A 21713-nucleotide genomic window follows, 5' to 3' on the forward strand; every position below is an offset into this window, starting at 1 on the left:
TGCATATGGCATTAAGCCCGCGAGCCGCCAGCTTCCCAGCGTTTGTCCAGAATGTGGGCGTTTTGCCGCATACCTCTGCCCCTGGTCATTTACCTCTTGTAGAATCAACATATTATTGTGATCTGACTATTACCGAGGCACTATGAAACTGTTAGAAGACCGCATCAGGGAGCAGGGCAATGTTAAGGAAGGCAATGTATTAAAAGTTGATTCTTTCCTCAACCATCAGTGTGATGTAGCCCTGTTCGATGCTATGGGCGAAGAATGGGCCCGAATTTTCCATGATATCAGGGTTGACAAGATCCTCACTATTGAAGCTTCCGGGATTGGCATTGCCTGCTGCGCTGCGCGGCATTTCAACAATGTCCCGGTTGTGTTCGCCAAGAAGGCCCAGTCTATCAACCTTGACGGCGACCAGTACTGCACTTCCATATACTCTTTTACTAAACAGAAGGAATTCCCCGTTATCGTCGCCAAAAAATTCCTCATCCCCGGGGAACATGTGCTCATTATTGATGATTTCCTTGCAAACGGCAACGCGCTCAACGGCCTGCTGTCCATCTGCGAAGAGGCGGGTGTAATCGTTGAAGGTTTCGGGATAGCCGTCGAAAAAGGGTTCCAGGGCGGAGGGGATGCCCTCCGGGAACGCGGATACCGGGTAGAATCCCTCGCCAATGTGCGTTCTATGGATCCGCAGACAGGCGATATAGAATTCGGTGCTCCTGCGCTGCCCCCTGCAGCGGACAGCCGCGAAGACCACACTGCAGCAGCACAGTAATATGTTCATCGGGATCTGATGCCAGGTCCCGTTTTCATATCTGCACTGCTTAAAACTGAATATCACTAAAACTGAATACACCAATCCGCGCCGGCTGCCCTGCTGCTCCCGGCTGCAATATCCGAGGCAAAGGCTATGAAAGATAAAGATACGCGCAGTACGCATTCTGCCGGTACGCATACCATATCTGATGATCTGAAAAGATTTGATGCGAAAATCCCGTTCTGGAAAGGGATACCTTTCGGGCTGCAGCATGTTATGGCCATGTTCGTGGCGAACCTGACCCCGCTGATCCTTATAGCCGGCGTGGCCAAAATGGACACTTCCCACAAGGAATGGCTCATCCAGGGCGGCCTTCTGGTTGCAGGCCTGGGCACGATCCTCCAGCTTTTCCCTCTGTGGCGCATCGGCAGCCGCCTGCCTATGGTCACCGGCATTTCCTTCACGTATTATGCAGCGGCAGCGGCGATAGTCGCTGACAAAGGCTACGGCGCAGTGATAGGCGCGATCATTATCGGCGGGCTGTTTGAAGTGGCCCTCGGCCTTACCGCTACATGGTGGCGGCGGATAATACCCCCTATAGTGTCTGCCGTTGTTGTGACTTCTATAGGTTTCTCGCTGCTCGCAGTGGGGGCAAAATCCTTCGGCGGCGGGGATGGGGCCGCGGATTTCGGGAGCTGGCAGAATATCACCATTGCAACGGTCACGCTCCTGTGCTGCCTCGCTTTCCAGTTCCTTGCCAAAGGTACAGCCAAACAGCTTTCAGTGCTTTTCGGGCTGGTTATTGGATACCTTCTTGCGCTGTGCATGGGCAAAGTCAGTGCTTCATCTTTCCAGGGCCTCTCCCCTGTTTCCGTACCCCATTTCCTGCCGTTCAGGCCTGAATTCAACTGGGGCGCGATCATTTCGTTCGGGCTGCTGTATCTGGTCTCCGCAGTAGAAGTGCTTGGAGACACGGCAGCCCTGACCGACGTGGGTTTTGACCGTGAACCGGCAGCAAGGGAAACAGCCGGCGCCATTGCGGGCGACGGATTTATCTCTTCTGTCGCAGGCTTCTTCGGTGTTATGCCGCTGACCTCTTTTGCCCAGAATATTGGCCTTGTCGCCATGACTAAAGTCGTCAACCGCCGCGTCATCCTGTCCGGCGGCCTTATCCTCGTCCTGGCGAGCTTCTTCCCGCCTGTTGCTGCTGTTTTCAATTCGCTGCCTCCAGCTGTACTGGGCGGCTGCACGATAGTCATGTTTGGGAACATTGCCGTATCCGGCTTCCAGATGATAGCAAAAGCAGGCTTTACTGAACGCAACATCACCATTGTTGCCCTGTCGCTGACGATGGGGATAGGCTTTACCCAGGTCCCTGAGATATTCAAATATGCGCCCGCGCTTGTCCGGCAGATTTTCGCCAATAATGCGATTGCTATTGCCTTCATCGTAGCCCTCGCCCTTGCCTGGGTGCTTCCCGGGGACAGCAAAGCTGACAAAACCGGTGCCGCGGCGGCGTCGCGGAAAACAGAAACGGCAGGGACAGCGCAGGCGGCAGAGACGGTAAGGGCAGCAACTACAGCGACGGATAGCCTATCGGCGTGAGCCGTAACAGCAACGGCACAGAAATTCAGGCAGCCTCACAGGAAGCAGGCAGCCTGACTGGCGATAACGTCAGGTATTTTAAGTACTAAAATATTAGAGCATTAAAGGAGGATCATGCCGGCATCAGTCAAATCTATAGCATCGGCAAAGGCTATGCGCCTTCTCATCAGGAAAAATGACGACAGGCGGGATAAAGGCCTCCCCACCGAGGTCAAAGGCGTTACCCGATTCAATGATATCAGCTACGGCCCTGCGGAGAAATGGAACCTTCTTGATATTTATGTGCCTGCTGCTTCATCGGATGACAAGTATCCCCTGCCCTCTGCCTCTGCTCATGGCTCCAACGGCACCACTGCCTCTGCTGCGGATAGCGCCTCAAATGCTGCTTCTCCGTCCGGACCATCACACAGGCGGCCTGTACCTGCGATCATCAATATCCATGGAGGCGGATGGATCTACGGCACAAAGGAGACTTACCAGTTTTACGGCCTGAGCCTTGCCCGGCAGGGTTTTGCATTCGTCAATTTCAATTACCGTCTGGCCCCTGAAGCTGTATTCCCTGAAGAGCTTGACGATGTAAACAGCGTTTTCCATTGGGTAGCAGGCCATGCAGAACAGTATGGGCTTGATGCAGATAATATTTTTGTGATCGGCGACAGCGCAGGAGGCCAGATGGCCTGCCAGTATCTGACCGCCCTTGCCGATCCGGGATTCCGAGCCAAGTTCGGCTATGAAGTGCCGCGCCTGACTATCAGGGCTGCGGCCATCAACTGCGGTGCCTCTTTTATTGATACCCCTGAAGCGGTAGCGGGGGCTGCCGAATGCTATTTCACTCCAGAAGTTTTCAGGGATAAAGCAGATATGCTCAGGACTGAGGACCATATGACTGATGGCTTGCCTCCGCTGTTTATACAGACGGCGAACCATGATTTTATCCGTGACTGCAGCGTCAGGCTTGACGGGTTCCTTACAGGCAAAGGTATCTTTCACGAATTCCACTCGTACGGGACAGATAAACATCCCCAGGAACACGTTTTTGAATGCAATATCCGCAATAAGGAAGCCCAGAAATGTAACCGTGACGAGCTGGATTTCTTCCGGCGGTATATCCGGCAGTAGCCTCCGCGCTCAGCAGCTTTCAAAAGTAAACAAACAGTACCATCGTAACAATACCCGTTATATCTGTGTATCTGCGTATCTTGGTATCTTTCTGCTGTCAGACTGAGTTAGTGCCGGACCGTAATCCGGTCTGGCCTATTTTTGGCAGACGGCTGGCCGATGTCGTCAGGCCAGGGAATTGTATTCTTCCTCGTCCACCGGTTCGAGCCATTCATTGCCAGTATCCCGCCCCGGCACCATGAATGCCAGATGCGAGAACCAGCTGTTCGGCGAAGCGCCGTGCCAGTGCCTGGTATTCGGCGGGATGAAAACTGTATCTCCCGGAAGCATCTCTACAGGCTCATGACCCTCCAGCTGATAGTATCCGCGTCCGCCAACAGCTATGAGCATCTGTCCGCCGCCCTGGGAAGCGCGGTGGATATGCCAGTGGTTGCGGCATCCCGGTTCAAAAGTGACATTAGAGATAGCCACCCCCTCAGCCTCTACAGGAGCCAGGTAGCTGTGCCCGTCGAAATACTGGGCATATGCATCATTCGGCTCCCCGACAGGGAAGAAAATAGTTTTTGCATATTCGTTTAATTCAGGGCTCCCGTTGCCGGCATCACCGCTGTCATCAGCCCAAATATCCTTAGCCATATTAAAGACCGCCCACGCTACAGGCCAGCCCGCATAAAATGCCGCGTGGGTAATAAGCGCCGTGATCTCTTTTTTGGTGATGCCGTTCTTCTTGCCTATCTGCAGATGCGCTTTCAGAGACGGATCAACAAGCCCGCGGCCCATGAACACAGAGATCGTAATGATACTGCGTGTTTTTGCCGTGATATCCTCATTGTTCCATTCTTCGCCGAAAAGCACATCATCGTTGAAATGGGCGAACTGCGGGGCGAAATCACCCAAATTGTCACGCCCTGCTGTCTGTACTATTTTTGCCATTATTAGGCCCTCCTTGTCGGCTGGATCTAATCAGACCCAGATAGTATATACCCTTATAGGACTATCGCTATTACTGCTGTCAGGCTTCAGACACGGCCTCATCTACCGGCGTCTGCCCGTTCGACATGAGGAAGGTTTTGCCGACCGTATTATCGTGCCAGAGCGAGCTGACCAGTACAGCCGCCACATCCTCATACGTGTTGCTGCCGGTCTCGCCAATAGTGACTTTCCCTGTGCCGGGGTCATCCGTTATCGGCCCGGGCTGCACAATGGTGTAATCAAGCCCGGAATCATTGATCAGCCACATATCAGAAAAATACTTGGCAATATTATAGTCCGTTATAGAAGCGAGAGACGGCACTTTCACCCACATATCCTGGTCTGTTGCATATGCTGAACTCAGCTGGATATACCGTTTTATGCCCAGCTGCCGCGCAGCTTCCATTATTTTGACAGCACCATTGAGGTCAGTCTGCAGGAGGTCTTTCCCGCGCGACCCTGCAGTAAATATAACGGCGTCGCTGCCTTCAAGAAGCGGTTTGATCTGCCCGAGCGGATTGTGGAAATCAAGCACCACCTTACGGACCTTCCCGTCTGTCTCCGTGATGCCTTCCGGGTACCGCGAACCGGCGACTACCTCATACCCTGCTTTTACAAGATCCGATACGACTGCATTTCCGACCCGCCCTGAGGCCCCTGCCACGAATACTTTCATTGTTTCCCCTTTCATTGGCTGTGACTTTACATTGAACCAGGTATATCGCTTTCACACTCAGTACTGCTGGATACTACCTAATACCTTAAATTCTAAGCCTGCATCGCTAACAACTCGCCTGTGTCTGCTCGCAGCTGATTCTATAGGGCTCCCTAGCCGGCATGCTATCTGCACCACTATTACCCAAGAGAGAAACTCTGCATGGCTGACTCTAGTTTTCTATAGGGCGCATTATATGCATATGCAAAGTTGCTCAATAACATTCGGAGAAGTATCCCAGCGAAGAGGTCGGGGGCTGGGGACTTTTGTGCCATAGCTTGGCATATCTGAAAATCAGAATCCCATGACCTCTTTTTTCTTCGCATCGAATTCGTCCTGTGTCAGAACACCCATATCGACCAGTTCCTTCAGCTTTTTCAGAGTCTCGATCTGGTCGTCCAAAGATTTCTGCGGAGCTCCGCTTCCGGCTGCGGGCTGGCCCTGAGGCCCTATCCCCTGTGCCATATTCATCCCGAGCAGCATACCTCCCGCATTGCCAAAACCGTTATCCTGGATACCCTGTGCGATCTTCTGCTGAGCTACGACGTTAGATGCCTGCTGGGAAACATCTTCGTAAGCTTTCATGCCCATCCTATCGGATGAGAAGCGATTTACCAGTTCCCTTGATTCCTCAGAAAACTCGATATTCTCAACAGCAACTCTTGTGATTTCAAAACCAAAACGGTCTTTCCATGAACCCGCATTATAAGCATCTTCGCCGATCCTTCGGGCGATCTCGGTAGCTTGGGAAGGAAGCTGCGATATCCTGTACGCAGTAGAAAGCGAATTCAACGCCGCAATGAATGATTGGGTGAATTCTGCTAATATCTGCGCTCTGACTTTTGGATCGGCAAAAGAATAGTGGCTGACATTAGCAGGCACAAAATTCAGTATAAACTTTTTGGCATCAACGATCCTGATTGAAAAACTGCCATAAGCGTATATTTCCAGATCACAGTTATAATAAAGATCGTTGTATACTTGGGGACCACGGGTCCCGAACTTGATACCGCGTATTTCACGCAGGTTGACAAAGGCTATTTTCTTTTCAGAATCTGATATACCGCCATATCCAAATCTGTTCTTAGCCTGACCGAAAATAGACTTCTTTATCCCATCGCCATTGAAGACACTATTCTCACCATTCTGATACTCGTAGCCGCCCGGGACTGTGATGATATTTTCTATGCCGCCCTGACTGAAAATAAATGCAGCCGTATTTTCAGGAATGAAGATTTTTGAACCATTAGATATTACATCCGTTGAGCCATTCCTGTTAACACCTCGACCGTTGTTCGAATTCTTCAAAATTCCCGGTGATACTGCTGTATACTCATCGAAGTACCCGGCTGTAATCAGATCCTTCCACTGATCTGCCAATACCCCTCCGACTGAATCTGTAAAAGCTCTTAATATTCCCATATCGATATATCTCCTATTTTATAATGTCTGTTCGGTGTCACAGTAGCTGCAGCGGATACGCTGCCCCGCTGTACCAACGATAGGTGCCATGCACCCGATACACCTTTTCGTGACGGTTCCCGATATACTGCCATTCTTTGGTTTGATACCGAAAGTATCTTTAAATACGCCAACTGTATCCTTTATGGTTCTCGCCAAATACTCCGTTCCCGGAATTGCAGTCTGCTTCCGTCCCTCTTCCGTATTTACCGAGGAAATATGACCAGTCAAAACCTTACTAATTTCGTTTATCCACTCTATGATCTCTTTTTTCCCCGTGCTCCCAAACTGGAAATACTCCTGACCTCCAATAAAGTAAAGCTGAAGCTCGGAATATCCACCTGAGTTTTTTCCCAAGCGGGCCTGCACCTCCCCATTTATGATTTTAAGATGACTAAGAGAATATTTTTGTATGCTCTTAGTTTTCCCAAACATACTTTTGCTGATAAGGATGATATTCAGATTAGTAAGCAGCAGTTCATCAGAATAATTTTCCATAAAACTGCCGGTCTTATGCAGAACGCCAGTGCTCTGCATAATGACCGATTCGTTTGGCTCCAGCTAGACTTTTTCCATAATGTTATGCCTTTGTTTCGCTCTTTAAGCTTTATACCCTATGAACTTCTATCCAATAAGCCGTTTACAGCTTACTTACAACTCTTAAAATACCCCCTTCCCTCACCATTTTTCAGAGGCGTGTCGGGAGAACCTATATCACACTCTCACAACTCTCGCAGAAAATATGCCGAGTCTATCTCCCAAGTGTATAGATATTTGACTGAATATCTCGCTGATGTTTATTAGTTGATAGAGCTATTTATTTTCTTCAGTATCTTCCTTTCTAGCATCATGTAGGATCCTAGATAGTTCATCGAAATCAAAATCCGGCTGTCCTTGGCGGGAATAAAATACCGAAAACCGGTTAAGAATATTCTTCACAAAATCATTCTGCACTTTAACTATAGGCTTCGAAAACAGCTTTGAGAATTCTTCCTGAGAATAAGTCTCAATTCTCCTAAAATTAATAAAACCTCCCTCAAATAGTTTATTTGAAGGCAGCCAATGATAATAGTTTTTTCTGTTATTCTTTATAATCTCTTTAATACGGTTCTCCTTTTTATTTTTTGCTTTTATATCTTGCAACTCTTGGCAAAGTATATCATCATGATTTTCGATTTCACAGGTTAAAATACGATCAGTCTTAAACGTACTATCGCGAACAGCAAGATCGCATGGGGGAGATAGAACAATACAGAACATATCATCATCTTTTCGCTGTACCAAACTTCCTGTTTCTAAATTGTCCGTCAAAGGCGGACTAATATACATCTCCTCGGTCTCATACAGTACGCTATTGCTCACAGTTTCCTGTATATGTGATATAACGTAGCGCAGCAAAATTCTCTCAGTTTCCTTATTGTTATTACTCTTTTCTATCCAAATATCAAGTTGCTGGTATATATTGTCCCAGAAAATTTTCCTGAGAATTCTTTCAATTTCTCCCCTTCCACCCAAAACCTTAAACATGCCGGTTCCTATTATAGAATCCAAGTACTTAATAATATCTTCCTGCTCAGCCTTGCCTTTAATATAAATAGGAACCTGTAGTGATTTCAGGTCCTCTATTTCCGGAGTACCCGTGAAGATAACAACAGGTACGCGATAATTACTTTTTATCCAACCAATTATATCGCTGCCATCATTCCCGTTCGATAACTTAATATCTACAATAATACCTTCATAGCCATTGATTTCTTTATCAAAATCTTCGCGACTAAATTCTTTCTTAGTAGCCAGCTCATGTTTATCATCTTCTTTATTAATCTCATAATTCATTCGTTCAACAGTATCCCTGAACGATTGAATATCCTGATCATTATCTTCAATAAGTAAATATTTAATCACGGTTACTCCTCAATATAAAATGTGCACCATTATCATCATGAACTGCAGTCAATTCTAGATCATTTCTTGAAGCAGCTTCACCTGCAATAGCAAGGCCTAATCCTGTTCCATTCTCTTTCGTCGTAAACTCAGGTTCAAAGATAACACTATTTTCAAGTAATTCATCGCTTATTCCTGGACCAGAATCAGTATAATCTAATTGGAATATACCATCTATCCTTCGCGCATTAAAAGAAATAACACGCGAAACGCATTCTTTCTCATTAAACCAGAATATACTGTTATCCAATAGATTGACAAAAATTGCAATAAAATCCTGTTTCCATCCTTGAATTGATAAATCCTTATCACAATTAATCACAACATTAATCTTGTCTTTTTCGCAGTCAGCATTGAAGATAGCTACAGCTTCATTAATTGCTTCAGCAACAAGAATTTTTCTTTTCGAAATCCTTGTCCGGGCTGAAAGAGTATCCAGTCTGCCAAATAAATCAGCAAAACTATCAGCATTTTGGGCTATGCCTGCAGTCAATTCTATGACTTTCTGATATGCGTTATCATTCCGGCTCTTCTTAAACTCAACACCATAATAAGAGAGGTTTTTACTCTGGTTCTTTATATAATTTAAGGGTCTTCTACCTTCATGCAGAATAACATTAATCACTTTCCCTAAAGTAGCCTGTCCCTGATAAATTGCTACAGCTTTTTTGATCTCTTCGGCTGTTTTATTCTTTTTCTGCGCTTCTTTGGAAATAATATCATCAACTTGGTTAATTACAGTTTCAGACAATTCAGCTTTTTTCAAAGTTCTGGAAATTGAATGGCTTAGCTCAGAATAATCAAATAATATATCAATGTTGTCTGCAACCTTTTTCGTTGGATCAATCAGAGCAGATTTCCTTCTGAAAATAAACCTCCTTTTTTCAAGTTCGCTGATAACCTCTTTCGTAACACGCCTCAAGGCATTATAGGCATCATTCTCTTTAAGACCATCGCGAGCACTTTTCTCTTCCAAGCCGGAACTCTCTTCTGATTGAATATGCACATAACCAACAACTTGGTTACTGCCAATTTTGATGGAAGGACGCTGCACCCTTTGCTCATTCAATTTCAGCCAATCAAAATCTGCATCTCCTAAAGGTCTAATTCTAAATCCATTCCGATACACTCCAATACCGTTAACGTCATTCAGCAGCGCCCTAGCCTGGTTTTTTTTAACATACGAGCCACGTTCATCCTTAAGTCCCCTTGAAATTAACTGCTCTATAGATTCTTTATCGCGATCATAAACTCGAATATCGATATCTAATGAACCGCAGCCAGTTTCTCCATAATTTATAAGCACAGTTTCAGTCTCAATTGGCTCAATCTTATGATTTTCATAAATGAGTTCCCCTCCCCCGGATGCTTCGATTTTGCCGCTTATACGATAATCAAAATAATCCAGAATAGGGTATGGCTTGATTGGCTCCACAGTATTATCCTCCGTATTCTCAAAATAATTATCAAATTTTAAACTAATATCAAATACAGAAGAGCTATCTTCCTTCCCAACCGTTGGAGGAATTAACTTCTTGAGCTCAAAACGTAATTTACTAAATGTATTCTCATTCCAGTATTTATTATCAGTAAATTTGGAACGCATTATCAATTTTGTTCCTGGACCTTTCTCAGTCCGGTAGGTTCTTATCGGAAATTGGACCTGATCCAAGTACTCATATTCTTTAAACTGACTCCAGTCAATAGCAACTTCAGTAAGAACATGCTGCGAATCAACAGTCTGCATTATTAGATTATTTCCCAGAATACTTGCAGCATATCTTCCTATTCCTTTTCTCCCCTGCATAATCCTTCCTTTAGGACTAAAACGTTTCGACGCTTTATAATCTGTTGAAGGTACGAGCCACTTTTCTGTAACATCTTTCGTTGTCATTCCATGACCATGATCAATAACTTGAATCTCTAAAATATCTTCTTCAACTACACGTTTAAAAACAATAATAGCATCAGGAGAATCTGCATCATAGCAATTTTTGACTAATTCAACAATCGCGGCATATGGGTCCTGAATAAGTTCAGCTCCAATCGTAAGAATGTGCCTCCCTGCAGGTCTCATCTTATAAAGTGACGAAGCATTATTCTCAATTGAGGAATTGACTTGCGAAATATGCTCTTTATTCCTGTTTATTTCGTCTTTCATTACCATACCTCTAATAATGTTTTTGCTATTTTCTCTGCCAGCAGTACCGGAACAGCATTGCCTATCTGACGATACGCTGCTGTACGTGAAGGCTTGCCAGAAACAGACTCAAAATAATAATTATCTGGGAACGTTTGTAATCTTGCAGCTTCTCGAGGAGTCAACGATCTATTCTGATTGATATCAGGATGAATAAAATAATGTCCATCCTTAGACATATGAGCTACTACGGTCTGTGAATATGGCAAATTATCCGCAACCACCTTGAATCTGTCACAGAAAGACGTTATATTTTTCTGCGACCGCAGCCTGTCAGGCAAATCATTATAGCGCAGTCTTTTCCTCTCTTTATTCCACGACATTACGACTCTATTATATATTTCTAAATCCTGCTCGGTATTAGGCCTAGAACATTGTTGCGTTACACTCTCTCTATCGTAAGATTTAATTCCCGCAGCATATAGATATTCTCCGTAATAGTGACTAGTTTTAACAGCAAACCACTCTCCTTCTCCAGATTTAACTTTTGGCAAGTCTGTGAATATTTCTCGTACTAAACAATCAAAATGACCTTTTGGAATATTAGGATAAAACTTAGAATGGTTTCCCAGCTTGCCTATCAGGATAATCCTCTTCCTATTTTGAAGAACTCCGTAATCCTTGGCATTTAATACATCGTATTCTATTGAATATCCTATTGAAGAAAATAAATCCTGCATTTTTATAAAATGCAGCTTTCCATCAATATCTTTTGCAGAAAGCAGTCCAATCACATTTTCAAATACAAAATATTTCGGTCTGTATCTCTTCAGAAATTCAGCGTACAAAACATAAAGATAATTTCGTTTATCTCCTGTCATGCTATTCTCATCACGAGCCCTGCCGACTAATGAATACGCTTGGCATGGTGGACCGCCTATAATTAAGTCAAGATGTTGTCCTTCTAATCGATTATCGACTTCACCAAATATCCTCGACAGATTTCTCACGGAAATTTCATAGTTTAAAACAGAATTCAGTAATTGTTCAGGAACCTTACTATATAAAAACTGGCGATCAATTTCTCCTTTAAGATAGCAATTATATATGCTATCCTTCTGATTATTTTTTAAGTAATTAAAAGCTAGTCGTGTTTTCAAAGTAAAGCATGCTGCTTCATCCATCTCGATATGCGCCAGAGGCCTATACCCCACTCTGGCAAAACCTTCAGACAAACCTCCCGCTCCAGCAAAGAGATCCAAGTAGTTCAGCATCAGTTACCTCCTAAAATAAACTAAAAATAATCATACATCTAAAACTCTCCATGTTTTTCATCAGACAATATAAAATCTATAATTTGTGTAAGTATTTTTTGTCTATACTCGGGGTTTTTCTTCATTTTCTTCAGTGTGCATTCCCAAATTATTAGCTGCCGAATTCCTTGCTTCTCTAGTTCACTTCGAACTCGCCTGTCTCTGTTTATATTCGAAGCAAATTTTTCCCGCCAATATTTGATATTTGTCTTAGGTATAGTGGCGTATTTACAGTTTATATGTCTGTGCCAAAAACAACCGTTAACGAATACGGCAAGATTATATTTCTTAATAAAAAGATCAGGTGTTCCGATAATTAAACGGTTTGAAATTCTATATCTAAAACCTCGCGCGAATAACAGCTTACGAATATATATCTCAGGAATCGTATTCTTTGAATGAATCGCAGACATGTTCTTACTGCGCTGCCTTTTACTTATTCTATCAGTCATAACCCATCTTTTCCTAAATGTTTAAGAACTAACCAACGATTTTACGCTTAAACAGTTAATCAACATAGTTTCGGCGCTTCTCAAATTATAGAATTGTCTTTTCTCTTTACGCCTACAGTATTTCCTTCAGCTTATCCAGAAAAGCTTCTTCACCGAAGACATCGACTTTGAAGAATATCGCCTAGCTACCGCCTGAAATGATTGTGAAAAGATGTATCAGCCCATTCTTCTCATCAGTATAACGTCGCATTCAGGCTGACACGGTTTCCTCCCGAAACTGTACCGCTCCAATACGCAGACGCCGCACTGACTTTTAGCGTCAGTAAAGTCACCGCTGTCTTCAGAAGTTGCGGATCTGCTGCCCCTCAATACCTGTTTTCAATACGGCTGACCAGCCCATGAAATCCTCACGAAGGGTAGTCTCAAATCTTGCCACGATAGTGCTCCTTCCACTGTTCTTTCATATATCATCAAATACTTATACCTTTCTCTATAGTCCTTCTCATGAGATAAATCCAGCAATAGCCTGTGCAACCATATTATGCCCTTCTGATTCCTAACCTAATTCCTAACTGCCTCATCTTAATCTTATCTGCATCATTTGTATATAGTATGAGGCAGTTTATATTTATATTTGAATGATGTAGAAAAGGAATGCCTATGTCAATGAAGACATTCGATTATTCGGCAACATCTGAAATCATTTTAACGGCGGAAACTATGCATTTCATCTCTGCCATCCACGAATATAAAGACCGGCAGGACCTTTATCTGTCATAACAGCCCGGCATCCTGGACACTATGGTTGAGGTCGCAAAAGTGCAGTCTACTGAAACCTCAAACCGCCTTGAAGGGATCCATACAAGCGATAAGCGGCTCCGTGAAATCATGCAGGAGAATACAAACCTCAGGTCGCGCGATGAAGAGGAAATTGCCGGCTATCGTGATGTGCTCAAAGCTATACATGAAAGCTATGAATACATTGATGTTACACCCAACATTATCCTTCAGCTGCATCGTAATCTGTATCGCCACACCGCATCATCAATGGGAGGGAATTTCAAAATAGGCGATAATGAGATACATGGCATCCGAAACGACGGAACCGAATATGTCCGTTTCAAAACTGTCCCCGCAGTATCGACCCCCGATGCCATGGAACGGCTATGCGCCGCGTTTCGCGAAGGATTCGGCACCGGAGCACTCGACCCGCTCCTGATATCACTGGAGTTCGTTTTTGATTTCACATGCATCCACCCGTTCAACGACGGCAACGGACGTATAAGCTGGCTACTCACGCTGCTGCTGCTTTATAAATCAGGATATAAGATTGGCAAATACGTATCCCTTGAGAAAGAGATTGAACGCACAAAAGGAGATTACTATGATGCACTGGCTATCAGCTCCAGAGGCTGGGAAAATGGTACAAACGATCCAGGCCCGTTCGTGCGCTATATGCTGGGGGTCATCCTTGCCACATACCGTGATTTTGAGGACAGGGCTGTAACAGTTTCCGCGGCAAAACTGACTAAGGCGGAGCGGGTCGAGAAGGTTCTGCAGAACAGCATAGGCAAGATCACGAAATCAGAAATCGCAGATGCCTGTCCTGATATCAGCATAACCACTATTGAGAGGGTCTTGTCAACCCTGCTCAAAACCGGGAGAATCAGGAAAGTCGGCGGCGGACGCAGCACCGGATATATGTGGATGGGTCACGCGGCGGTTCAGAAATAGAATAAGGCTTGCAGTGCGCTATGAGCGTGGTTCCCCTGTACAACACAACATGCCAGCGCAGACCAGCAAGGATCCGGCCTACTCCCACTCGATAGTCGCGGGGGGCTTGGACGTCACGTCAAGGACCACGCGGTTGATGCCGCGGCATTCATTGGTGATGCGTGTTGAGATCACCGCGAGGACATCGTAAGGCACACGCGACCAGTCCGCAGTCATGGCGTCTTCGGAACTGACCGGGCGCAGCACAACAGGGTTGCCGTAGGTACGTTCATCGCCCTGGACACCCACCGAATGGACATCTGCAAGCAGAACGACCGGGCACTGCCAGACATCCCTGTCAAGGCCAGCCCTGCTCAGCTCCTCGCGCGCAATAGCATCAGCATCCCGCAGCAAGCCAAGGCGTTCCCGCGTGATCTCGCCGATGATCCTGATAGCAAGCCCCGGCCCGGGGAACGGTTGCCTCCATACCATTTCCTCCGGCAGCCCCAGCTGAGTGCCAATGGCACGCACCTCATCCTTGAACAGGGTGCGCAACGGTTCAATAAGCTCGAAACCAAGGTCTTCCGGCAGTCCGCCCACATTATGGTGGCTCTTGATATTAGCCGTACCGTCGCCGCCCCCGGACTCCACAACATCGGGGTACAGCGTCCCCTGAACAAGGAACTTTACTTCCCCGCCTTCGCTGCCGGCCTGCGAAACGATATCCCGTGCGGCCTTCTCAAAAGTACGGATAAATTTCTCGCCGATGACCTTACGTTTACGTTCCGGCTCGCTCACACCTTTAAGCGCGCCAAGAAAATCCTCGGAAGCATCCACAGCAACCAGTTTTATCCCTGTCGCCTCGACAAAATCATGCCGGACCTGTTCGGCCTCACCTTTACGGAGGAAACCATGGTCTACGAACACGCATGTCAGCCGGTCGCCGATAGCTTTATGCACAAGCGCAGCGGCAACAGCAGAATCCACCCCGCCGGAAAGCCCGCAGATCACCTGGCTATTGCCGGCCTTTTCCCGTATCTGCTTAACCTGCTCATCGATAATGCCGGAAGGGTCCCAGCTGCGTGGGAGCCCCGCTTCCTGATGCAGGAAATTCTCAAGAAGGTCCTGCCCCAAGGGGGTATGCTTCACCTCGGGATGCCACTGCACACCATACAGTTTCCGCGACTTATCTTCCATAGCGGCTATAGGGGCGCCGTCGGTATGCGCCAGCACTGTAAACCCCTCCGGAGCCTTACGCACTGCCACGCCATGACTCATCCATGTGGACTGCCCCGCAGGGGAACCTGACAGGATGCCTTCCGCCTTGTCAACAACTGCCTCAGTTTTGCCGTACTCCCCCAGCGCAGCCTTATCAACATCCCCCCCAAGCTCATGCGCCATGACCTGGAAACCGTAGCAGATGCCGAGCACAGGAACGCCTGAATCAAATATCTTCCTGTCAACGCTGGGAGCGCCGGGCTCGTATACAGACGAAGGGCCGCCCGACAGGATGATAGCTTGGGGATTTTTCGCCAGCATCTCATCAGCCGGCATAGAATGCGGGACCAGCTCGGAATACACGTTAGCCTCGCGCACACGCCGGGCAATAAGCTGCGCATACTGTGCGCCGAAATCAACAACGAGAACCGGTCCTTGAGCCATGCCCGTTACCCTCCAAAGCAAAATCATACTGCGGCCAGACGCAGAACAGTAATGGAAACGATCTGCGTTACATTATCCCGGCTTAATACGACAACCGGGGTCATGCTGCACTGCGCATCTCAATACCTGAAACCAGGTAGAGGCAGCGCCGCACATGCACAATACACAGCATCGCGCGGGATACTTGGTATGCCGCCGCCCGCGCACACAGGACGTTACAGGGCACACATACGTACCGCACAAGTAATCGTGCACAGTAGTGCCGCATAAGGCTACACACTGGATACCGCGCATGCAATGCCCGCAGCAAAACGCTGTTGTCTCACTGAAAAGCTTAGGATGGAGTATATGACGTCACCTACACCTTTTTCTGAGCAGACACAGCACGATAAAGACAGCGGCGGTAATGCCGGCAGGGATATCAGCAAGGAAACCGGCTCTGAGCCCGGCGTCTCTGGCAGCCCCAGCGTACCCAACGGGCTTGCCGGCAGGCTCAGCTACGGCGAAAAACTCCTCGCCCGCATAGAAGGCCTGTATGCAAGCAAAACAGTGCATCTGGCACCGGAACCTGAAGGCGGGCGCCATGGGATCATCGGCGTAGACGGCATGGATATGGGAGCCACCCAGCCCTCGCCGTATCTGAAAACCGCGATCTTGGGGGATTCGATGGCCGCCGCATGCGGAGTGGAAAACCAGAGCGAAGGCCTGATGCCGAGGATAGCGCATGGCATTGCGCAGCGTATAAACAGGCCTGTTTCATGGGAGACTTACGGCCGGCTTGGAGCAACGATGAGGCGCGTACGCTTCCGCGAGTTCCCGGAAGTTGCCGGCACGGATTATGACATCATGTATATTTGTGCAGGGTCCAATGATCTTATGGCACAGCGTTCCACTGCCGAATGGCGTGAAGACCTTCTCGCTGTCATCAGGCAGGCAAAAGAGAAATCAAAGGCAGTCATCATCCTCAGTCCCGGACAGCTCTACAACAGCCCTTCCCTGGGCCGTGCGCTGCGCAAGGCCATGCTTATTGCCAGTGACCGTCAGACTGCTGAAAGCGAGCGTATCTGCAAGGCACAGGGCGTGACCTACCTTAACCTGACACATGTTGAAGTGAACGCCGATGTCCCAGAGTTCTATGCCTATGACCATTTCCACCCCGGAAAGCAGGGATACCAGATCATTGCTGATTATGTGACGGAACACACACCTTTGAGCAGTATCATTTAGCTGGCCGGCCGGGCACATTTTTATGACCGCAGGTTCCAAAATGCCGGGAAATAAGCAACATTCTGCGCCTGAACACGCACTGTGAAAGTCGAATGGCTCACGTAACATTATTAGCGAAACGGGACAGTTCTCTGTCTCTGAACAGTAATAATCAACCGCACTGAAAAGTGCAAAAGTACAGGAGTATTTATGACAAGTCCTGTTATTGGAACTCCGTGGAAGAAGCTGGACCGCCCGGTGACGGATGATGCCCTTGAAGGCATCGACAAATACTGGCGCGCGGCCAACTACATGTCCATTGGTCAGATTTACCTTCGCAGCAACCCGCTTATGAAAGAGCCTTTCACGCGCGAAGATGTCAAGCATCGTCTGGTAGGCCACTGGGGAACGACTCCGGGCCTGAACTTCCTGTTCGGCCATATCAACCGCCTCATCGCAGACCACCAGCAGAACACTGTGTTCATCATGGGGCCAGGTCACGGCGGACCTGCCGGCACTTCACAGTCCTACATCGACGGCACATACACCGAATACTTCCCTAAGATCACAAAGGATGAAGCTGGCCTGCAGAAGTTCTTCCGCCAGTTCTCCTATCCGGGCGGTATCCCCTCCCATTATGCGCCTGAGACCCCGGGCTCCATCCATGAAGGCGGCGAGCTTGGTTATGCACTGTCCCATGCATATGGTGCTGTAATGAATAACCCAAGCCTTTTTGTCCCTGCTGTCGTTGGTGACGGCGAGGCGGAAACAGGCCCTCTGGCTACAGGGTGGCAGTCAAACAAGCTTGTTAACCCGCGCACTGACGGTATCGTCCTGCCGATCCTCCACCTTAATGGGTATAAGATCGCCAATCCGACCATCCTCGCCCGCATCACTGATGAAGAGCTTCATGACTTCTTCAGCGGCATGGGCTACAACCCATACGAGTTTGTTGCTGGTTTCGATGATGAAGACCATATGTCGATCCATCGCCGCTTTGCTGACCTGCTTGAGACCGTATTCGATGAGATCTGCGATATCAAGGCAACGGCAGAGACCAATGATGTTGACCGTCCGTTCTATCCGATGATCATCTTCCGTACCCCTAAGGGCTGGACTTGCCCGAAGTTCATTGACGGCAAGAAGACTGAAGGCTCATGGCGTGCCCATCAGGTCCCGCTGGCTTCCGCCCGCGATACCGAAGAGCATTTCCAGATCCTCAAGAACTGGCTCGCTTCCTACAAGCCTGAAGAGCTCTTTGACGCAAACGGCGCACTGCGCGAAGAAGTCACCGAGTTCATGCCGAAAGGCGAACTGCGCATCGGTGCAAACCCGAATGCTAACGGCGGCGTGATCCGCGAAGAGCTCAAGCTTCCAAAGCTTGAAGACTACGAGGTCAAGGAAGTTCAGGAGTATGGCCACGGCTGGGGCCAGCTTGAAGCTACCCGCCGTCTGGGCGTATATACCCGCGATGTCCTTAAGCTCAACCCTGACAGCTTCCGCATTTTCGGGCCTGACGAGACCGCTTCCAACCGCCTCCAGGCTGCATACGAAGTCACCAATAAGCAGTGGGATAACGGCTATCTCTCTTCTCTCGTAGACGAGCATATGGCTGTGACCGGCCAGGTGACCGAGCAGCTATCTGAGCATCAGATGGAAGGCTTCATCGAAGGCTATGTGCTTACAGGCCGCCATGGTATCTGGAGCTCTTACGAATCCTTCGTCCATGTGATCGATTCCATGCTCAACCAGCATGCCAAGTGGCTTGAGGCTACAGTCCGCGAGATCCCATGGCGCAAGCCCATCTCTTCTGTGAACCTTCTGGTCAGCTCCCATGTATGGCGCCAGGACCATAATGGCTTCAGCCATCAGGATCCAGGCGTTGTATCGGTGCTCCTCAACAAGACCTTCAACAACGACCGCGTTATCGGCATCTATTTCGCAACAGATGCGAATATGCTGCTGGCTATCGGCGAGAAGGCCTACAAGTCCACTAACAGGATCAATGCGATCATCGCCGGTAAGCAGCCTGCGGCAACATGGCTGACCCTTGATGAGGCACGTGCAGAACTTGACAAGGGTGCTGCTGAATGGAAGTGGGCAAGCACAGCTCAGAATAATGATGAAACTGAGATCGTCCTTGCTTCTGTTGGTGATGTGCCGACGCAGGAGATCATGGCTGCGGCTGACAAGCTCAAGGCTTACGGCATCAAGTTCAAGATCGTGAATGTAGTTGACCTCCTGTCGCTGCAGAACCCGAGCGAAAACAGCGATGCCCTGAGCAATGAAGAGTTCACTGAGCTCTTTACTGCCGACAAGCCTGTCCTCATGGCATACCACTCTTATGCACGCGAGGTCAAGGGCCTGATCTTTGAGCGTCCGAACCACGATAACTTCAATATCCATGGTTACCAGGAGCAGGGCTCCACGACCACGCCGTATGACATGGTCAGGGTCAATGATATTGACCGTTATGAGCTTACTGCCGAGGCACTCCGCATGCTTGATGCAGATAAGTATGCTGAAGATATCAAGAAGCTGGAAGACTTCCGACAGGAAGCATTCCAGTTTGCGGTAGACAAGGGCTATGACCACCCGGACTACACTGACTGGGTATGGTCGGGCGTTAAGACAGAAAAGCCCGGTGCTGTTTCTGCGACTGCCGCTACCGCCGGAGATAATGAGTAAATAAACCCGTAACCGGCTGCCTTAAGCAGCATGTCCCCTCTGTCCGGAAGGCAGAGGGGACATTATATATACCTAAATACTATATATATACGATTTATGCACGTTCCCTACTACACTGGTATACATGCCTATACACACGTATACACGCATGATATATGCCCGGTAAACCGGCACAGCAGCCGCGAAATCCGGCATACCAGGGCCTGGAAAGGCCTGAAACAAGGTAATGGGAACAAATAGCAAATCAAAACAAAGGAACAAAGGAGTGCAGACCGTGTCCCTGACAACAATATTCATTGCAAGCCCTGAAGGTGCTAACGGCCGCAATGTGGTGGCCAATGGAGTAACCGCGGCCCTGGCCCAGGATAACAGGAAAACAGCAATTTTCCACCCAATAACCTGCCGCCATGATGCATTCACTGATGTACTGATCCATACAGCGGGAGCGGATGAGACACTGGAGCAGGCCCGCGTGATATGCCCGAACAGGGCTATCCTTGACCATGATACAGCCCGTGATGAGATAGTCCGCCGCTGGGAAAGCTTTGTCCCGGAAATGGGAGCAGATGCTGTAGTGATCGTCGGCAGGGATAAACGCCCGACTTTTGACCCTGAAGGCTTTACCCTTGACACACAGGTTTCCGCAGATCTGAAAGCCCCTGTTTTCCTCGCTGTATGCTGCATCAGCCGCAGTCCGAAAGAAGTCCAGCGTACAGTCGCAGCATGTGCCAGCGAAACCGCTAAGGCAGGAAGCTCCGTAGCCGGCATATTCATTACCGGATGGGATCCCCATGATATCGATAAAGCTAAAGATATCAGGGAAGAGCTTTCCGCTTCGGCAGCCCCTGTATGGATCATCCCCGCACACAGCTGCACAACAGATGAGGAGGCGGCTGCTTCGCTGAAACTGTTCCAGCAGGCTGCGCCTGCAGCTGAAGTACTCGCGGCCATCGACCGGTCTGATTTCCGGCGCCCGGAGACCCCCTACGCTTTCCAGGCTGAGCTTCTTACCCGCGCAAAAGCAGACAAAAAGACTATCGTCCTTCCGGAAGGTGAAGAAGGGCGTATCCTCAAGGCTGCTGATTACCTTCTGGAACGGGATATCGTTGACCTTATCATCGTAGGCCGGCAGGATAAAATCCTCAGCCATGGCAGGGAGCTTGGCCTGCAGAACCTCAGAAAGGCACACTTCCAGGCAATGGATGATGAATCGGTCCTCGGGCCAATGGCTGACAAGCTCTGCGAACTGCGAGCAAAGAAAGGTATGACACCCGAACAGGCACGCGAAACACTTAAAGACCCGTCATACTTCGGCACAATGCTGGTTGTCCTTGGAAAAGCTGACGGACTGGTGTCAGGATCTGTCAACACGACAGCTGCCACAGTACGCCCTGCACTCCAGCTCATCAAGACCAGGCCGGATGCGTCGCTGGTGTCAGGGGCATTTATTATGTGCTTCCACGACCATATTGCCGTATTCGCAGACTGCGCTATAAACCTTAATCCCACCGCACAGCAGCTGGCGGATATCGCTGTCCAGTCTTCCCAGACAGCCCGCGCTTTCGGAATAGACCCGAAGGTAGGCATGCTCAGCTATTCCACCCTCGGCTCCGGTTCCGGCCCTGATGTTGACCTTGTTGAAGAAGCGACAAGACTGGTCTCGGAGAAAGCCCCAGAACTGCCCGTCGTCGGGCCCATCCAGATGGATGCCGCATGGTCCCCTGAAGTTGCTGCAACAAAAGCCAAAGGCAACCCGGTAGCCGGACACGTCAATGTGTTCGTGTTCCCCAGCCTGTCTGTAGGGAATATCGGGTACAAAGCTGTCCAGAGGTCTTCCGGTGCGCTCGCCATCGGGCCTGTGCTCCAGGGGCTGAACAGGCCGGTCAACGACCTCTCGCGAGGCGCGCTGGTGGCTGATATCATCAACACTATTGCCCTGACCGCTGTATACGCACAGGAATAG

Annotated in this window: 16 protein-coding genes; 7 read left to right on the forward strand and 9 right to left on the reverse strand. The window is 48.5% G+C overall.

The features are described from left to right. The first annotated feature begins 142 nt into the window (after positions 1-142). The 3 genes from HMPREF9156_RS0103115 (at position 143) to HMPREF9156_RS0103130 (ending at position 3484) form a co-directional block, all read left to right on the forward strand. Positions 143-778 (forward strand): xanthine phosphoribosyltransferase, encoded by a 636-nt coding sequence (locus HMPREF9156_RS0103115; RefSeq protein WP_007147346.1) that lies wholly within the window; start codon positions 143-145, stop codon positions 776-778. 135 nt (positions 779-913) lie between these two features. Beyond that, a complete protein-coding gene (locus HMPREF9156_RS0103120) occupies positions 914-2365 on the forward strand; it encodes a uracil-xanthine permease family protein (RefSeq protein WP_007147347.1) in 1452 nt (483 codons plus the stop codon). Positions 2366-2479: 114 nt separating this feature from the next. Beyond that, entirely contained in the window at positions 2480-3484 is a 1005-nt protein-coding gene (locus tag HMPREF9156_RS0103130) for an alpha/beta hydrolase (RefSeq protein WP_007147348.1), read from the forward strand. Between the two features lie 165 nt (positions 3485-3649). Here the strand turns inward: HMPREF9156_RS0103130 and HMPREF9156_RS0103135 are convergent, their stop codons facing one another. From HMPREF9156_RS0103135 to HMPREF9156_RS0103170, 8 genes are all read right to left on the reverse strand, one after another. Beyond that, complete coding sequence (locus tag HMPREF9156_RS0103135) at positions 3650-4417, reverse strand: carboxymuconolactone decarboxylase family protein (protein ID WP_007147349.1); 768 nt, start codon at positions 4415-4417, stop codon at positions 3650-3652. A 79-nt stretch (positions 4418-4496) separates the two neighbouring features. Beyond that, complete coding sequence (locus HMPREF9156_RS0103140; protein ID WP_231198058.1) at positions 4497-5147, reverse strand: SDR family oxidoreductase; 651 nt, start codon at positions 5145-5147, stop codon at positions 4497-4499. Positions 5148-5465: 318 nt separating this feature from the next. Continuing rightward, positions 5466-6593, reverse strand: a complete 1128-nt coding sequence (locus HMPREF9156_RS0103145) for an SPFH domain-containing protein (RefSeq protein ID WP_007147351.1) — start codon at positions 6591-6593, stop codon at positions 5466-5468. A gap of 18 nt (positions 6594-6611) precedes the next feature. After that, positions 6612-7130 (reverse strand): hypothetical protein, encoded by a 519-nt coding sequence (locus tag HMPREF9156_RS0103150; protein ID WP_231198059.1) that lies wholly within the window; start codon positions 7128-7130, stop codon positions 6612-6614. Positions 7131-7445: 315 nt separating this feature from the next. Next, on the reverse strand, positions 7446-8537 hold the full coding sequence (locus HMPREF9156_RS0103155) for a response regulator (protein ID WP_007147353.1): 1092 nt from the start codon (positions 8535-8537) through the stop codon (positions 7446-7448). Further along, entirely contained in the window at positions 8530-10737 is a 2208-nt protein-coding gene (locus HMPREF9156_RS0103160; protein WP_007147354.1) for a sensor histidine kinase, read from the reverse strand. The genes HMPREF9156_RS0103155 and HMPREF9156_RS0103160 overlap by 8 nt, the downstream gene beginning before the upstream one ends. Beyond that, positions 10737-11990, reverse strand: coding sequence for a DNA cytosine methyltransferase (locus tag HMPREF9156_RS0103165; RefSeq protein ID WP_007147355.1), 1254 nt, complete (start codon positions 11988-11990; stop codon positions 10737-10739). The genes HMPREF9156_RS0103160 and HMPREF9156_RS0103165 overlap by 1 nt, the downstream gene beginning before the upstream one ends. 38 nt (positions 11991-12028) lie before the next feature. Then, the gene (locus HMPREF9156_RS0103170) at positions 12029-12481 is read right to left on the reverse strand and encodes a very short patch repair endonuclease (RefSeq protein WP_007147356.1); all 453 of its coding nucleotides are present in this window, start codon (positions 12479-12481) and stop codon (positions 12029-12031) included. A gap of 801 nt (positions 12482-13282) precedes the next feature. Here HMPREF9156_RS0103170 and HMPREF9156_RS0103185 point away from each other — a divergent pair. Then, complete coding sequence (locus tag HMPREF9156_RS0103185) at positions 13283-14215, forward strand: Fic family protein (RefSeq protein WP_007147358.1); 933 nt, start codon at positions 13283-13285, stop codon at positions 14213-14215. A gap of 78 nt (positions 14216-14293) precedes the next feature. Here HMPREF9156_RS0103185 and guaA read toward each other — a convergent pair whose 3' ends face one another. Further along, positions 14294-15856, reverse strand: a complete 1563-nt coding sequence (gene guaA / locus HMPREF9156_RS0103190) for a glutamine-hydrolyzing GMP synthase (protein WP_007147359.1) — start codon at positions 15854-15856, stop codon at positions 14294-14296. A gap of 348 nt (positions 15857-16204) precedes the next feature. Between guaA and HMPREF9156_RS06850 the strand changes: the two genes are divergently transcribed. The 3 genes from HMPREF9156_RS06850 to pta all read left to right on the forward strand — a co-directional run bounded on the left by HMPREF9156_RS06850 (position 16205) and on the right by pta (position 21713). After that, a complete protein-coding gene (locus HMPREF9156_RS06850; RefSeq protein ID WP_007147360.1) occupies positions 16205-17083 on the forward strand; it encodes a GDSL-type esterase/lipase family protein in 879 nt (292 codons plus the stop codon). 189 nt (positions 17084-17272) lie between these two features. Continuing rightward, positions 17273-19750 carry a phosphoketolase gene (locus tag HMPREF9156_RS0103200; RefSeq protein WP_007147361.1) on the forward strand — a complete coding sequence of 826 codons (2478 nt, stop codon included), beginning with the start codon at positions 17273-17275 and terminating at the stop codon, positions 19748-19750. 226 nt (positions 19751-19976) lie between these two features. Continuing rightward, entirely contained in the window at positions 19977-21713 is a 1737-nt protein-coding gene (pta, locus tag HMPREF9156_RS0103210) for a phosphate acetyltransferase (RefSeq protein ID WP_231198060.1), read from the forward strand.

Source organism: Scardovia wiggsiae F0424 (assembly GCF_000269605.1).
Taxonomy (GTDB): domain Bacteria; phylum Actinomycetota; class Actinomycetes; order Actinomycetales; family Bifidobacteriaceae; genus Scardovia; species Scardovia wiggsiae.

Bases quoted from the DNA above. Each gene is read 5' to 3' on its own strand.
- HMPREF9156_RS0103115 (WP_007147346.1), top strand. From the start codon at position 143: ATGAAACTGTTAGAAGACCGCATCAGGGAGCAGGGCAATGTTAAGGAA.
- HMPREF9156_RS0103120 (WP_007147347.1), top strand. From the start codon at position 914: ATGAAAGATAAAGATACGCGCAGTACGCATTCTGCCGGTACGCATACC.
- HMPREF9156_RS0103130 (WP_007147348.1), top strand. From the start codon at position 2,480: ATGCCGGCATCAGTCAAATCTATAGCATCGGCAAAGGCTATGCGCCTT.
- HMPREF9156_RS0103135 (WP_007147349.1), bottom strand. From the start codon at position 4,417: ATGGCAAAAATAGTACAGACAGCAGGGCGTGACAATTTGGGTGATTTC.
- HMPREF9156_RS0103140 (WP_231198058.1), bottom strand. From the start codon at position 5,147: ATGAAAGGGGAAACAATGAAAGTATTCGTGGCAGGGGCCTCAGGGCGG.
- HMPREF9156_RS0103145 (WP_007147351.1), bottom strand. From the start codon at position 6,593: ATGGGAATATTAAGAGCTTTTACAGATTCAGTCGGAGGGGTATTGGCA.
- HMPREF9156_RS0103150 (WP_231198059.1), bottom strand. From the start codon at position 7,130: ATGGAAAATTATTCTGATGAACTGCTGCTTACTAATCTGAATATCATC.
- HMPREF9156_RS0103160 (WP_007147354.1), bottom strand. From the start codon at position 10,737: ATGAAAGACGAAATAAACAGGAATAAAGAGCATATTTCGCAAGTCAAT.
- HMPREF9156_RS0103165 (WP_007147355.1), bottom strand. From the start codon at position 11,990: ATGCTGAACTACTTGGATCTCTTTGCTGGAGCGGGAGGTTTGTCTGAA.
- HMPREF9156_RS0103170 (WP_007147356.1), bottom strand. From the start codon at position 12,481: ATGACTGATAGAATAAGTAAAAGGCAGCGCAGTAAGAACATGTCTGCG.
- HMPREF9156_RS0103185 (WP_007147358.1), top strand. From the start codon at position 13,283: ATGGTTGAGGTCGCAAAAGTGCAGTCTACTGAAACCTCAAACCGCCTT.
- guaA (WP_007147359.1), bottom strand. From the start codon at position 15,856: ATGGCTCAAGGACCGGTTCTCGTTGTTGATTTCGGCGCACAGTATGCG.
- HMPREF9156_RS06850 (WP_007147360.1), top strand. From the start codon at position 16,205: ATGACGTCACCTACACCTTTTTCTGAGCAGACACAGCACGATAAAGAC.
- HMPREF9156_RS0103200 (WP_007147361.1), top strand. From the start codon at position 17,273: ATGACAAGTCCTGTTATTGGAACTCCGTGGAAGAAGCTGGACCGCCCG.
- pta (WP_231198060.1), top strand. From the start codon at position 19,977: ATGGGAACAAATAGCAAATCAAAACAAAGGAACAAAGGAGTGCAGACC.